This is a genomic window from Streptomyces sp. NPDC003379, from assembly GCF_053589195.1.
The window spans coordinates 47,322-61,825 of record NZ_JBSFRK010000016.1; the positions used below are offsets into that span (position 1 = coordinate 47,322).

Sequence of the window (14,504 nt, forward strand, 5' to 3'; positions counted from 1 at the left end):
GTTCCCGGGCCTGGACACCTGCTTCTGCGCTGTGGCGTAGCGGTTGAGCCAGCCCTCGTGGGGGAGAGGTGCCGCGTCGCCGTACATCCGCACGCGCACGCCATCTTCGTTGGAGGAACTGTTCGGGGCGTGGGCGTCGTGGCTGTGCTCCAGGCCCCGGCACCCGTCATCGCAAAGGCGCTCGGCCACCACGACGAGACCGCCACCCGACCGATCACCGAAGCCGGAGGCAACCTGGAGCCGATACGCCCCGGCGACCACTCACGCTGGTCAGGGCGACATAGGTGCTCTGGTCGGCGGACCCCAGGCGGCACAGTCTTGACCAGGGCGATGAGCATTGAGCGTTCCCCCTCGGTGATGCGTCGCTTGCGGCCCTGATCGCCCTGACCGTCCAGATCATCCAGACTCGGTCGTGCCTGTAAACCCATCGCCCAGCACCCGCCCCGGAGAACCATCAACTACCCTGCCGCCAAGACATATGCCCGACCAAAGAGGAACCCAGCACTAGGCGGCGGAGGGCTGCAGGCGGACGGGCAGGGTCTGGTGGCCGTTGCTGATCAGGGAGGGGAGAGGTTTCAATTCCCCGGTGGGAACGGCGAGTTCGATCTGAGGGAAGCGGTCGAACAGCATGCGCAGGGCGGTGGCGACTTCGATCCGGGCCAGAGGGGCTCCGAGGCAGAAGTGGATGCCGTGACCGAAGGCGAGGTGGTCCTTCGCCGCGCGAGTGAGGTCGAAGGTGTCCGCGGTTGCTCCGTGCCAGTGGGGATGCCGGTTGGCGGCGGCGTAGGAGGCGAGGATCGCTTCGCCCTTGGTGATGACCTGCCCGTCGGGGAGTGCGATGTCGCTGATGGCGTAGCGCATGGGCAGGTGCTTGACGGCCGGTTCGTGGCGCAGGGTTTCCTCGACGGCGTCGCCCCAGTCGGCGCGGCCGGAGCGGATGTGGTCGAGCTGTTCGGGGTGGCTGAGCAACTGGGTGACGGCCTGGTCGATGACGTTGACGGTCGTCTCGTAGCCGGCGCTGATCATGAGCAGGAGGGTGTCGCGGAGTTCGGGGGCGGACAGGCTGCTGCCGTCCCCTTCCGTGTCTCGCGTGGTGATGAGCAGGGACGTCATGTCGTCGCCCGGTTCCGCGCGTTTGGTGGCGATGAGCTGGTCGAGTGCCTCATACAGTCGGCCGGTGTTCGCATGGGACTGCTCGGCGGTCAGCGTGGTGTCGAAGACGCCGTCGACCATGTGACGAAAAGCGGTCCGCTGGTCGGCGGGGACGCCCATGAGGTGGCTGATGACGGAGATCGGCAAGGGGTAGGCGAGGTGCTCGCGCAGGTCGAGGACTTTCCCGGGCGGGTGAGTCGCGAGGGTGTCGAGGATGCCGGCGACGGTCGTCTCGATGACCTGCGCCAGTGCGGCGATGCGGCGGGCACTGAAGGCGGGGGCGACCAGGCGGCGCAGACGGCGGTGATCGGCGCCGTAGGCGGTGAACATGTTCTCGACCGCGACCCATAGGGCGAGCGGCCAGCTCTGGATGACCTTGTCGAAATCGGGCCAGTGCGTGCGGGCGTCCTTGGAGACGCTCGCGCTGGTCAGTAACTGCTTGAGAAGGGCGGGGTCGGTGACGGACCAGGCGGTCACGCCGAGGATGTCGACGCGGACGGCGGGTCCGTGCGCACGCAGGTGCCGGTGCTCGCCGTGCGGATCGGCGCCGGTGGGGTCGAGGACGACCGGAGGGGTGGGCGGAATCGTCGTCACGGTGATGGATCCCTTCAGACAGACGCGGGCGGTGATGGGAAGAACGATACGGGCAGCTGAGGAGGGGGCTGGCGCGCCAGACGTCGGGGGCACGGCATGTGTCCCGAATGGGACGACGCCGGCCCCAACCTCTGCCGTGTATGGGTGCGTTGGCGCTCTGCGGGCGCTGTTCCCGATCGTCAACGACTGTGCCGTGCAGGGCGATACCCTCACCTTCTCGGCCAGTGGCCGCTGCTCACTGGTCACTGGCCGCGGCCCACGTCCCGTCCGCCCCGGACACCGCGCCCGGGTCCGAGGCGTGGTCACGCTGCCGAGGAAGTGGTCGATCCGCCAATCGGGCCGGACTTGCGGACCGATACGGCATGACTCCGCGCTGCGGGTGCTGGGCGCTTGGAGGCTGGCACCCGGACCAGGCAGAAGTGAGCGTGGACAATCCCAGCCTTCCACGAGGCCCTAGTTCGGCGTTCACCGGTGCGGGCCGTGACACTCCCGGTCAGGCGGGGATGATCGGCATCGGCCTCGCCGCCGTACTGGCCTTCGCACTCGCGCAGGGTTCGTGGCAGTGGTTCGCCACCTATATCGGGGTGACGCTGCTTGCGGTGATCCCTTCCTCTTACCGGCTGCCGACGTGGGCGCCCGGCCTCCAATCCGCGTACGTACGCAGTCTCGCGGCCTATTCACTGGTCGTCGGCCAGAGTGCAGCGATCGCGCTGGCTCCCATGCTGCAGCGCTGGGCGTGGCTGTTTCCGATGCCGGGCACCCGGGGCAGGTGTGACGCGCTGGGTTCCTACGAGAGTTCTCGAACGCGGGCGGCGCTGGCGCGTCCGCAGTGGCCGTGCTGGTGGGGCTCGGCGCGTGGTTCGTCGGTCGGGCGGCCTGCGCTCACGTGGGCATACCTCCACTGTCAGAGCGCCAGGCCCACTGCCGTGCCCGGGGCTGCGCACAAGGTCGGCTCGACGTACCGTGTCGGCGTCACCGCACCTTGGCGCAGAGATAGGGGCGTGCCAGCAGGAGAGCCGTTCCGGTCAGGGCGATGCCGAAGTAGACCGGTGCCAGGTGGATGAAGTCCGTGTAGTGGATCGCGCCGTGCACCACGACGGCGGGCAGGAAGCCCGCGGCGGCCGCCGCGGCCAGGGTCCAGAAGACCCAGGCCTCGCCCCGCCGCCAGCCCCACGCGCTGAGCAGCACAATGGCCACCGCGGCCGACATCAGAGCACCGCCGAAGCCGGCGCGGTCGTGCGCGATGAAGGGGACGAGGCGAGGGTTGACGCCGTCCAAGGATTCGGTGCTGATGCCCATGAAGGTCAGGTCGGTCGGTACGAAGACACCGGTCAGGCCGATCACGGAAATCACCGCTCCGCCGGCGAACAGGCCCGCCCCCGTGACAATCATCAGCAGCTGCCCGACCAGCGCCCTTCGACGCTCCCGCTCCGGCCCCTCGGGCACCGGACGCCACCTCGGTGTGTGCGGAACACGGCGGACCGCGGCCACGTACATCGGGAACAGCACGACGGCGGTGGCCGCATGCAGGGGTTCCACGAACCCGGTGGCCAGAAAGTACAGCAGAGTGGGGAAGCCGATCGCCCCGGAGAGCAGATACGCCTCGCGGGCCCAGGGCCGGCCGCGTCTGATCCCGCCCAGGGCGAGACCGGTGTAGAGCGAGCCGATGGCCACCATCGTGCCCGCCATGGTGATGCGGTCGTGCTGGAGGAAGTGCACGAGGTGGTGGTTGGCGGCGTGCAGTTCGTGCACCGTCATACCGAGGTAGTCACGGTCGTACCAGAGCAGCACGGGCCCGAGCGTGATGACGGCGGCGCCGAACCCTGCGCCGGTCATGCCGAGTCCGACGAGCAGTCCCCACCACCAAGCGGGCCAGCGCCGGGGGTTGCGGCCGACGTCGCGCAACCGCGGGGCGGGCGTGGTGGGTGTGGCCGCCTCGGTGACGCGTGCGAACCAGCCGGGTCCGGCCGCGACGAGCACCTCGGGGTGGGCGAGCACCGCGGCGCCCGGCTTCGCCAGCACGGTCGCCGCCGCGGTGACCGACGGGTCATGGACCCGCACGACCTGTGGGTCGTCGTCGCCGGTGAACCCGTCGACGTGGGCACCGAGGGCGGCCTCGGCTTCCGGGCCGCAGGCGCCCACCACCACGGGGATCGAGCGGTCGGCGGCCGCCTCGCGCACGGTCTCGACGTCGGCCGCCGACACGGGCGCCACTTCGACGAACCCGGCTCCCAGCGGAGGCATGGCGCGTATCACGTCACGGGCGAGTGAGGGCGGGACGGATATGCCGAGGCGCACGGCCACGGGCGCGCCGGCGACCTTTCCGGCGAGCTGCTCGGGAGGATGGCGGTGGCCGAAGCCTCGTGCGATGAGCCGCGCGCCGCCGGGGCGTGAGCCGATGGAGGCCAGCAGTCGCAGTGCGGCCAGCTGGGAGCGGCGCCGACCGAGTACGGCAGCGGCGGCACCGCGCAGCGGGTGGTAAGTCCAGTCGGGCATCAGCGGCTCTCCGAAACCGTGGAGGGACCGTGGCCGCCGGGCGGGCTCCAGCCGAACACCGGCGTCATGGAACGCAGTGTGGCCCGCGCGGGGACCAGCCGGGCGGCCGCGTCGCGCAGCAGCGCGGCGGGCGGCCAGGACAGTTGGCCGACCGTGCCAAGACGCGCGGAACGGCGCGTGATGGCCTGGGTCCGGGGGCGGCGCAGGTGGTCGTACGAGCGTAGTGCCGCGCCGGTGTCGGGGGTGGCGTCGAGGCAGTGGGCGAGGGTGACGGCGTCCTCCAGCGCCTGGCACGCGCCCTGGCCCAGGTTGGGCGTCATGGCGTGTGCCGCGTCGCCCAGCAGCGCGACCCGGCCGCGGACGAAGGTGGGCAGTGGTGGCAAGTCGTACAGATCGTGTCGCAGTACCGCGTCCGCGGGGACGGCGGCCAGCAGGGCGGGGACGGGATCGGGCCAGTTCCCGAACCGGCGCAGCAGCTCCGCGTACTGGGAGGTCTCCAAGGTCGCCGCCTCGGGCAGCGTGGCGGTGGCGAAGCAGTACATGCGGCCGCCCGGCAGCGCCGTGAAACCGATCCTTTCCCCGCGCCCCCAGGTCACCGCGCCCTCGGAGGGCGGCTCGGCGAGGGGCTCGGTGACCGCGCGCCAGGCGGTGTAACCGGCGTAACGCGGAGCGGGGGCCGCTGGCCACAGGGCCCGGCGGACCGTACTGCGCAGCCCGTCGGCGCCAACCACGAGGTCCGGCCGCGACTGGCCGTCGCGATACTCGACGACCGGGCGGCCGCCGCCCTCTTCACGCACTGCCGACACCTCGCTGCCCGGCTTCAGGCTCCCGGCGGGCAGGGCCTCCCGAAGTGCCCGCAACAGTGCCGCCCGGTGCAGGACCACCATCGGGTAGCCGAAGCGCCGGGCCAGCTCCGCATTGTCCGTACGGGAAAGCCAGCGGCCCTTGCGGTCCCGTACGCCGCCGGTGGCCTCTTCGGCACCGAGTAGCCGTACGGTGTCGGCCAGTCCGAGTGCGTCGAGTGCGTGCAGCGCGTTGGGCCACAGGGAGATACCGGCGCCGATCTCGGTGAATTCAGGCGCCTGTTCCAGGACTTCGACGTGCCACCCCCGCCGGTGGAGGGCGATGGCTGTCGCCAGACCGCCGATCCCGCCGCCGACGACGGTCGCTGCGCGGTGCGGCATGAAGTCCTCGCTTTACGTTCCAGGGGCGCCGCCCCGGAACGGTTGCCGTTCGATCCGGTACTCCAGCGACGTACATGCTCGGCGCGACCCCCTCTGAGTAACGCCTGGGAGCAGCATGGTGACAGATGCCCGTCAAAGAATTTGAGGCGGGGCCACGGAGTTCCGTTGGCGCAGGAACTGCTGATGGTGGCCAAGGGATGACGACCTCTCACTGGCAGCGGTTGGCTCGCGGTCAGGCCGGGGACGCCTGGCGCGGCTGCGGCTGCGGCTGCGGCTGCGGCTGTCGGCCAGGAGCGCTGCTCTTCGGACCGTGGCGGGGAGGCGGCCGCCAGGGGCATCCGGACGGCGGGGCTGGGAATCCGTTCCTAAGCATGCAGTACCCCCTTGATCACGGTCGGGTCCGGTTCCGGTCGGGTCCGGTTCCGGTCGGGCCCGGTTCGGCGAAGAGGGCGGTGCACACATTGGCCGACGCGATGATTTGTGGGAGGCCGTCTACATCATCGAGGGCGCCGTCTCCTCCTCGACGCCGAGTCGTTCAACCGGTACTCCCAGTGGGTCGGCTGCGGCAACCAGGGCGTCCTCGCCGACAACAACGGCCAGTACTGCCTCCACGAACTCGGCATCCGACCAGAGGCGTTGGACCCGAAACCCGACGTCGACTTCACCCAGCTCTGCGAACAAGCGCCGACCGCCTCCGGCTTCGGTGCAGCCGCCTGATGCAGCAGAACACCGGCCCGGGGGCCGGTCAGCCGTACATCGCCACGCGGTAGAGAGCCGCAAGCGCGTCGTCAATGGGATGGGGCTGCGGCTTGCCGGAGGAGTCGAACCTGTTCCACCTCTGCAGGTTCACCGCGACGGACATCTGCCGCTTGCCGTCGGCGCGGACCATGGCCAGCGCTCCACCACCCCAGACCGTGCCGCCATGGCCCCAGAAGGTGCCCTGACCGGGACCCTCCATCGGGTGCAGGCCGAGGCCGTAGTCGATCGTCCTTCCCTCTTGCGAGATGACCGGGACGGTGCGCTGCATCTGCGCCAGCGACGACGGACTGACGATCTCCCCGGCCAGCAGCATGCCGAAGAAGCGGTTGAGGTCCGTGACGGTCGATATCAGCGAGGCCGCCGGCCCCGCGAATGACATGTCGTAGACGCTGTAGTCGCGCGGCGGGTCGATCATGCCGAACCATGCCTCGTAGAGCTGCGAGTGCGGCCCGTTGACGTACGGACCGAGAGGGAGCTCGGTGTCACGGAGCCCGGCGCGCTCGATGACGTTCCGGGTGATGTACTGCTCGACCGTGGTGCCGGTCACCTGTTCCAGGAGTTCGCCCAGGAGCATGTAGTTGGTATTGGAGTACACCCCCGGAGTGCCGCCCGGGGTGCCGACGGCAGGTGCGGTGACCCCCATCTCGATCAGTTCAGCGGGATCGAACCGCGTGAGCCGGTGGTCGTCCAGGCTCTGGGGCCTGGTGTCCGCGAGCGCGGGGAACGCCTTGAGGGAGGGGTAGGCGTACGGGAGGTACTCGGCGAGGCCGCTGGTGTGGTTGATCAGCATCCGGACCGTGATCGCGTCACCGCGTTCTCCTGGAACCAGCTTCGGAAGGTACCGGCCGATCGGTGTGTCCAGGCCGATCTGACCGCTCTCGACCTGCTGCAGAACCGCGGCGGCGGTGAAGGTCTTGTTGATGCTGCCGACGCGGTGGCGCATGTCGGCGGTGACGGGGCGGCCGGTGTCGACATCGGCGACCCCGGCGGCGCCGCGCCAGACGTGGGCGCCGTCGCGTACCTCGGCGAACAGGCCCGGTATCCCGGCGCGGTGCACGTTTTCCAGGGCGGCATTCAGCTCAGTGGGATCCAGTGGGTCCGTCACGACATGCGTCCTTTCGTCGTCTCCCGGGTGAGCTCCGCATCGGTCGCTTGACCCGGACAACAGGGCACGAGTGGCATGCCGGCCCGCCGGCATCCTTCATGTCCTCATTCATGTCCCCATTATGCACGCGGTGCGTGCACCACCAAGTGCACAGATAGGATGAGAGCTGGCGAGAGGAGCAAGATGGCAGGTCGAAGGCGTTGGACGACCGAAGAGATCCTGGATGCGGCGGCGGCGGAGCTGCTGCGCACGAGCGACGCGGATTCGTTCAGTGTGCGCAAGCTGGCCGCGGCCCTCGGGACCGATTCCTCCAGCCTCTACCGGCACTTCCGCAGCAAGACCGAACTGCTGCGCGCGGTCGCCGACCGGATTCTGCTGGCCGCGATGGACGGCTACCGCCCCGAGGGCGACTGGAAGCAGCGCATCACGTCCCTGGCTCTGCATGTGAGAGAGGCATTCGGGCGGCAGCCTCAGCTCGCCGCGGTCTGGGGACGCTACGCATCAAGCGGCACCGGTTCCCGGCTGGTCATGGAAGAGGTGCTGCAGGCCCTGCGCGCGTCGGGGCTGCCCGACGAGCAGATCCCGGCGCGCTATCACCGGATCGTGGTTCTCATCGCCGCGTTGATCGCCTCCGAGGCCGGGGTCAGCACCGTCACCCCGGAGGAGTACGAACAGGGCATGGAGCTGTTCCGCGTGGCGGTTCTGGGCGCCGACCCCGAACGCTTCCCGGCCCTGGCCCACTTCGCCCGCGACATCCGTCCCCTCGGGGTGGATCGCCGCGCCGCGTTCGAAGAGATCCTCGCCGCCCAACTCGCCGACATCGAGACCGCGATCTGTCCGAGCTAGCCGACCGGCCCGGAAAGTGCCGGCAGCCGATGGCACCCTCAGGTGACCAACGCACCACCCGCGGATGATCACGTGATCGTGGAGGGGCAGGTGCGTGACTATGGGTTCTCGTCGGCTCAGCAGGACGAGGCTGGGAGCCGTCGGCGCGGAGGGCAGTCGTTCAGCCGGACTGATCGGGCGCCCGGGGGCGCGCCGATGCATCACGTCCGCCGGTTCCTGTACCGGAGCGGCGGCATCCGCCTCACCCCGCAGCAGCGCCCGAGCGGCATCCGACCGGCAGCGAGCGCGAGGAGATATCCCGCGGTATCGCGGCCGGAGAATCAGCTCGGCAGTTGGCCAGGCGGCTGGGCAGGTCCCCTTCGACCGTCTCCCGCGAGATCGCCCGCAATGGTGGCCGGAACCGCTACCCAGCCGCGTCCGCCGATGCAGCCGCTGTACGCGCGCGGGCGCCCGGCCCAAGCAGGCCAAGCTCGCCCAACGGCTCGCTCCGCGCGCGCCGCGCCCTGGCGGGGGCCAAGCCGCCAGTGTGGTGGCCGCCCGAACAGATCGGATCGCAGGGTGGCGGCGACGTCGGTTTCCCGGTGACGCCTCATAACCACACCCAGCGCAGGGTCAACAGCTCGACGCGCCCGGGGCCTCGACTTGGCCCTGGCCGATCGCGGCCAGCGCGCGGTCCAGGACCTCCTGTACCTGGCCGAGGGCCGAGATCGTGGTCACCAGACCCTGGGCCTGATAGTGGTCGATGACCGGCGCCGTCTGGCTGCGATAGACCTCCAGCCGCCTACGAACGGTTGCCTCGCGGTCGTCGTCGCGCTGGTACAGCTCACCGCCGCAGACGTCGCAGGCGCCTGCCACTTCAGGCGGGCTGTAGTGGACGTGGAAGATGTGTTCGCGGTCCTGACGGCACAGCCATCGCCCAGCGATCCGCCGGACCACTTCGGCCTCGGGAATCTCCAGGTCGAGCACGGCATCCAGCCTCGACTCGGAGTCGGCCAGGATGCCGTCCAGCGCCTGCGCCTGGGCACGATTGCGCGGGAAGCCGTCCAGTAGGAATCCGCGCTCGGTGTCCGGGCGGGCAAGGCGCTCTTTGGTCACCCCGATCGTGACCTCGTCCGGTACCAGAAGGCCGGCGCGCATGTGCGTGTGGGCATTCTGCCCGAGCTCGGTGCCCCGGTCGATGTGCTCACGGAACAAGTCACCGGCGGAGACGTGCTGAATCGACAGATGCGCGGCAAGGAGCACTGCCTGCGTGCCCTTGCCGGCTCCGGGCGGCCCGATCAGGAGGATGCGCATCGATGAGGTTTCCCTTCGTCATGCGTGCCAGGGTCAATCCCGGGATTCGAAGCAGCTGGGCGTCGTGACTGCGCAGAGGGCCCTTGCGCAGACGGCCCTTGGGCATCCAGCAGATGATATGCACCGAGCCTCCGCCAACTTGAAGTCGCAGGTCAAGGGGCTGGTGTGTTCGGCTCTCGAGGTGCTCACGCTGGTCACGGGTGACTGTCTGAGCAGGAGATCGTCCGTCAGCGCGGTCGGCCCCTCGGTCTCAATGCGGTTGAAGGGATCCTCTCGTGCAGGCGATCATGCATGGGTGTCGCCGATCGAAGCCGCAGCCGATGACCTGCAGGATCTTGCTGTTCTCTGGAGTATCGGAGAGGCCCGTGCGCACGATGTCGTTGAGGCTGCCTGCGCAGCACTCGTTGCCGGACTGGACAGCCCGGCACTTCGCATGCTGGCCGGATGTACACGTGCCGAGGCGGAGTACGACGTGCCCGACCTGCTTCCCGTCGTACTCGATGATCTGGACCTCGTGTTCTACCCGCGCGACAGCGACGCCGGGCAGGAAGCTGCCGTGCGGGCGCTCGCACAGCAGCTGCTGGCAGGCAAACTGACGCCGCGAGAGCTTGCTCTGCGCATCCACCAGCGGTTCGGTCACCAGCTGCCGCTGGCCGAGCGTCTTGCCGAGCTTGATGACGAGTACGACATCGTCGAGTACGGGGACAGGACGTTGGCCCAGCTCGATGCCGAGGTCACGGCCGAAGCTCAGCGTCTGGCGTATGGCTGGCTCGACCAGCACCGATTTTCGTAGAGATCGAGCCCTGCGCGAGAGGTCGTCAGCAGAAGCACGTAGCTGAACGGTCCGGTTCCTGCCCGCTGCGGTACGGCAGCCTTCTACAATCCGGTGCCTGCTGGATCCCGAGCTGCTGGATCGGATCACCGCGCCGCGCGCGGAACTGGATGAACTCGCAGAAGAGCTGGCCAAACAGCTACCAGAGGTGCGGGCCAAGTGGGACGAACTCGCCGTCGCTGAACACGGCAGGCCGCCGACCCGGTTATGGCCCGTGAGGTCGGCGAAGCGGTGGGGGTGGACGTCACCGTGCGGACCAAGCTGGAACCGCTACGCAGCAAGCTGGCCAGACTTGCTTCGTGGATGTCGTCGCGTCGTTCCCAGCGGATCCGTAGGCGGCACAAGCCGAGCAACCAGGAGATCGTGCGCTGGACGACATGGCGGAAGATGCCCAGGCCGGTGCCGTGCGGCTGGCTCCCGCTCCGGCGCGATGACCGGTCGGATCCTGCGTTGCCAGAGCAGGCGTCGGGTTTCTGCCGTGGTCTGCCGACGACGCCGGCGACGGGAGGAACCTTGTCGAGCAGGGGCAGCAGCTATGTGACGTCGTTGCGGTTGCCGCCGGTCAGCGGGACGGCGAGCGGGATGCCCGGCCCGTCGGTGAGCACATGGTGCCTGCCGCCCGGCCGGGAGCGGTCGACCGGGCTGGGCCCGCTCTTGGGCCCCTGCGAGCGGCCCGGACGTGGGAGGAGTCGGTCACCGCCCGCGACCAGTCCAGCTGGTTCTTGGACCGCAGCTCTTTGAGCAGCACTGCGTGCAGCCGGCCCCACACGCCCGCCTCGTTCCAGGCGTCCAGCCGCCGCCAGCACGTCATGCCCGAGCCGAATCCCAACTCCTGGGGCAGGTACTCCCTGGAGGCCGGTATGCAGGACAAACAGGGTCCCGCACAGGGCTTGCCGGTCCGGCACCCGCGGTCTGCCCTCGACCTGCTCGGGAGCGGGCTTGGGCAGTAACGGCTCGATGAGCGACCACAGTTCGTCCGACACGATCCACGGTCGCGGCTGACAGTTCCCCATACGCAGAACTCAGAACTCAGAACTCAGAAACTCAGACCAACGAGCCGACAAGCCCCAGTCACATGATCAACCGCTTTTGCCAGAGCCAGTAAAACACCAGGAGGCGTCACAGCGCGGTCGGCGGGCGACCGCCCGTCGAGTTCGAACAGCTCATCCGGGAAGCACGGACCCGGGCCGAACACCGAGACCAGGCTGCATAGCCAAGCTCTCTACGTAAACTGGGGATTGACACACCTGTACTTCCGAGGCCAGTTCCCCACCATTGACTACCCGTTCCGCAGGGGTGAGCGCGACAGCATCCGAGTCGCCATGAGCCAAGACCCGGCAGACATCGCGGCCCGGATCGCCGCCGCGCTCATCCCCCGTGCACCGTGAGGTTCAGAAGCGGGTGACCGAACACAACGCGCAGGATGCACGCCACCCGATGGGCTCCGGTTCAGACGTTCGGTGACTGGCCGAGATCAACATTGTTGAGGAATCCTGCCGCGTTCACCTTCACCGAGCTGGGCTTGCTGAGGGTTTTCCCGAAGCATACCGACCACGAGTTCGCCCCGACCCCCGATGACGCGCACTCCCAAAGACCCAGGTAGGTGGCTGGGGTGGCGGTATACAGGTCCACGATTGCTCTCGCACTGTAGAGGCTGGATCGGTTGTTGCGCACGATCACTGCCGCCTGCACGCTGCCCCCGCCTGACGACCTGATCGCACAGACCTGCGCGAGCACAGAGGTGGCGACCGTCTTGCTGCCGGCGCACTTCCACGTGGCGGGGCTGGAGGTGATCGGATTCGTGTTGCCGTAAGCACGCCAGGTGCCGGCATCCGCAGCTGCGGCGGGGCCGGCGGTTGCCAGACTCAGTCCGAGAACGGCAGTGATGGCGACTATCGAACCTGCGCCCGTTCGCGTAACTCGCATGCCGGCCGCGCCGACCGTCCTCGTGCGGCTCTTGGCCTTCGATGTGCCCTTCGCTGTGCCCTTCGATCTGACCATGACAACCTCTCCCAGGTTCTTCGAGTAACGGGTGCACAACCTCACCGCCGTGCGGAGACAACCGCCTCAGATCGGGCAGTGAACGCTGTGCTGCCGTTGTTCGGCAACCCGACTCAACCACGCGGGGACCTCGCGCCGGAAAGCATTCGAGCCGGTTCAAATCCATCGTGACGACTGCTACCGTCGGAGCGGTGCTCACCCTGCGTGTAGACGCCGAAACAGTGTCCAGGACGCGGTTGGCCCCTTCCCCCGCGTCGGAGTCCATGGCGTGGCTGAAACTCACCGCCGCGTCGAGACGGCACCCGGTGTTCGGAGATCCCGGACCACTCGCCCGCGCGTCACTTGCCCATCCCGACGTCGCCCTGCTCGCGGACCTGTTGCCGCAAAACGGCGACACCTACACACCTGACCTGCTCACCCCTCAGCCAGGTACGGACGCGCAGCGTCGTGACCTGCTCGACGAGCAGGTCGCGCAGATCGAGGCCGTAGCGCAGGACGACCTCGAAACCCAACTCTTCACCTACACCCGGACCCACTGGAACAGGCCGCTGCTGGCCACGACCCGCCGGATCGCAGAGTCGGGGCGGATGCAGCGACATCTCGCCAACGGTCTCGCCCGGTTCTGGCGCGATGCCCTCTCCGAGGGCTGGCCCGAACTGCGCTCGATCGTCAATCAGGACATCGCCCACCGCGCGACGGCCATCGCCACCCATGGCATCGGCCGGACGCTCGGGGCACTTCATCCCGACATGGACTGGGCAGGCGACGCGGTCACCCTCGCCAAGTCGTGGGATGGTGAAATCGATGTCACCGGCCGGGACCTGGTCCTCGCCCCCGGCGTGCTCAACTGGCCCGACGTCATCATCCAGGTCGACACCCCCGGGCAGTTCGTCCTCTATTACCCCGCCCAACGGATCGGAGCCGGCCGGGATCGCAGGTCCGGAAGAATCGCGCAAGTGGTCGGCAACACCCGAGCGGCCTTACTTGCGGACCTCGAAACAGCCCGGTCCACCGCGGAACTCGCCGCCCGGATCGGATGCACCCCGGGCACTGTCTCCTACCACCTCAGCGCACTGCATCGCGCACGCCTCGTCACCAAGGTCAGAGACGGGCGCTACGTGTTGTACGAGCGGACCGCACATGCGGCAGGCCTGCTGGAAGAAGCCCGCATCTAGAACGTGTGCGGGGAGTTGCCGGTGTTCTGGGTGGGCCGTGCCGCCTCCGGCCGCGCAGTCTCAGCGGCCGTGAGGTCAGTGGCGGGCGCGCCGTCGCGTACCGGGGGGATCAGTCCAGGGTCAGGACGAGCTTGCCCCGGTGTCCGCCGGTCTCCATCTGCCGGTGCGCTTCGGCCATGTCGGCCGGCGCGAAGTGGCGGGCGATGGGCAGGGCGGCATCGCCGCGGGCCACCGCCTGGGCGACTTGGGCGACGGTGGCGGCCGAGCGGGTGCCGAACATCATGGTGATGCCGTACTGCTGGGCCAGCGGCGGGCTGGCCAGTGTCACGATCCTGGCCTTGTCGCCCGTCACCGCGACGGACACACTGATCGCCTCCTCGGAGCCGGTCAGGTCCAGCGAGGCATCCACGCCCTGCGGGGCCAGCTCGCGCACCCGCTGCTCCAGGCCCTCGCCGTACGCCACCGGGGTGGCGCCGAGGGAGCGGACGTAGTCGTGATTGCCTTCACCCGCTGTTCCGATGACGTGCACGCCCCGCGCACGGGCGAACTGCACCGCCAGGCTCCCGACACCGCCGGACGCGCCGTGGATCAGCATCGTTTCCCCGGCCTTCAGCTCCAGCCGGGCCAGCGCGTTGAACGCCGCCTGCCCGACCGCTCCGACGACCGCCGCCGTCTCCCACGACAGCGCCGCAGGCTTGACCGCCAGGTTCTCCGCGGGGACGACGACCTGCTCGGCGTAGGCCGCCATGTCCACAAAACCGATCACCTCGTCTCCGGCCGAGAAGCCCTTGACGCCGTCGCCGACCTGGTCCACCACGCCGGCGAACTCGTTGCCGAGCTGCTGGGGGAAAGAGATGTCGTAGACAGCGTCGAACTCCCCGCGCCGAATCTTGGCATCGATCGGGTTCAGCCCCGCCGCCTTGATCCGCACCCGGACATGCCCCGCACCTGCCTGCGGCTCAGGAAGATCAGCCACCCGCAGGATCTCCGGGCCGCCGTAGGAATCCATGACCACTGCCTTCATCACGCTTGCCGCCTTACCTTCGAATGAGCGATTACCTCGCCGC

Annotated in this window: 11 protein-coding genes and 1 pseudogene; 4 read left to right on the top strand and 8 right to left on the bottom strand. The window is 68.9% G+C overall.

Annotated features, from left to right (window positions below; translation table 11 throughout):
* Positions 1 to 504: 504 nt before the first annotated feature.
* From ACWDVB_RS17670 to ACWDVB_RS17680, 3 genes are all read right to left on the bottom strand, one after another.
* Complete coding sequence (locus ACWDVB_RS17670; RefSeq protein WP_451515986.1) at positions 505 to 1,746, bottom strand: cytochrome P450 family protein; 1,242 nt, start codon at positions 1,744 to 1,746, stop codon at positions 505 to 507.
* A gap of 972 nt (positions 1,747 to 2,718) precedes the next feature.
* The gene (locus tag ACWDVB_RS17675) at positions 2,719 to 4,242 is read right to left on the bottom strand and encodes a hypothetical protein (RefSeq protein WP_451515985.1); all 1,524 of its coding nucleotides are present in this window, start codon (positions 4,240 to 4,242) and stop codon (positions 2,719 to 2,721) included.
* A complete protein-coding gene (locus tag ACWDVB_RS17680) occupies positions 4,242 to 5,426 on the bottom strand; it encodes an FAD-dependent monooxygenase (protein WP_451515984.1) in 1,185 nt (394 codons plus the stop codon). Before ACWDVB_RS17680 ends, ACWDVB_RS17675 begins: the two co-directional genes overlap by 1 nt.
* 480 nt (positions 5,427 to 5,906) lie before the next feature.
* On the opposite strand from ACWDVB_RS17680, the gene ACWDVB_RS17685 reads away from it, so the two are divergent.
* Complete coding sequence (locus ACWDVB_RS17685; protein WP_451515983.1) at positions 5,907 to 6,143, top strand: hypothetical protein; 237 nt, start codon at positions 5,907 to 5,909, stop codon at positions 6,141 to 6,143.
* A gap of 28 nt (positions 6,144 to 6,171) precedes the next feature.
* Here the strand turns inward: ACWDVB_RS17685 and ACWDVB_RS17690 are convergent, their stop codons facing one another.
* The gene (locus ACWDVB_RS17690; protein ID WP_451515982.1) at positions 6,172 to 7,290 is read right to left on the bottom strand and encodes a serine hydrolase domain-containing protein; all 1,119 of its coding nucleotides are present in this window, start codon (positions 7,288 to 7,290) and stop codon (positions 6,172 to 6,174) included.
* Positions 7,291 to 7,473: 183 nt separating this feature from the next.
* Between ACWDVB_RS17690 and ACWDVB_RS17695 the strand changes: the two genes are divergently transcribed.
* The gene (locus ACWDVB_RS17695; protein WP_451515981.1) at positions 7,474 to 8,136 is read left to right on the top strand and encodes a TetR/AcrR family transcriptional regulator; all 663 of its coding nucleotides are present in this window, start codon (positions 7,474 to 7,476) and stop codon (positions 8,134 to 8,136) included.
* A gap of 612 nt (positions 8,137 to 8,748) precedes the next feature.
* Here ACWDVB_RS17695 and ACWDVB_RS17700 read toward each other — a convergent pair.
* Complete coding sequence (locus ACWDVB_RS17700) at positions 8,749 to 9,429, bottom strand: adenylate kinase (RefSeq protein ID WP_451515980.1); 681 nt, start codon at positions 9,427 to 9,429, stop codon at positions 8,749 to 8,751.
* A 295-nt stretch (positions 9,430 to 9,724) separates the two neighbouring features.
* On the opposite strand from ACWDVB_RS17700, the gene ACWDVB_RS17705 reads away from it, so the two are divergent.
* Entirely contained in the window at positions 9,725 to 10,222 is a 498-nt protein-coding gene (locus ACWDVB_RS17705) for a hypothetical protein (protein WP_451515979.1), read from the top strand.
* Between the two features lie 326 nt (positions 10,223 to 10,548).
* On the opposite strand, the pseudogene ACWDVB_RS17710 reads toward ACWDVB_RS17705, so the two are convergent.
* A pseudogene (locus ACWDVB_RS17710) lies at positions 10,549 to 11,274 on the bottom strand (IS5 family transposase); the annotation flags it as partial.
* Positions 11,275 to 11,710: 436 nt separating this feature from the next.
* Positions 11,711 to 12,262, bottom strand: a complete 552-nt coding sequence (locus ACWDVB_RS17715) for a hypothetical protein (protein ID WP_451515978.1) — start codon at positions 12,260 to 12,262, stop codon at positions 11,711 to 11,713.
* A 263-nt stretch (positions 12,263 to 12,525) separates the two neighbouring features.
* Here ACWDVB_RS17715 and ACWDVB_RS17720 point away from each other — a divergent pair, with 263 nt between their 5' ends.
* Positions 12,526 to 13,437 (top strand): ArsR/SmtB family transcription factor, encoded by a 912-nt coding sequence (locus ACWDVB_RS17720; protein WP_451515977.1) that lies wholly within the window; start codon positions 12,526 to 12,528, stop codon positions 13,435 to 13,437.
* 109 nt (positions 13,438 to 13,546) lie between these two features.
* Here ACWDVB_RS17720 and ACWDVB_RS17725 read toward each other — a convergent pair whose 3' ends face one another.
* Positions 13,547 to 14,461 carry an NADP-dependent oxidoreductase gene (locus ACWDVB_RS17725; protein WP_451516023.1) on the bottom strand — a complete coding sequence of 305 codons (915 nt, stop codon included), beginning with the start codon at positions 14,459 to 14,461 and terminating at the stop codon, positions 13,547 to 13,549.
* Positions 14,462 to 14,504: the final 43 nt, after the last annotated feature.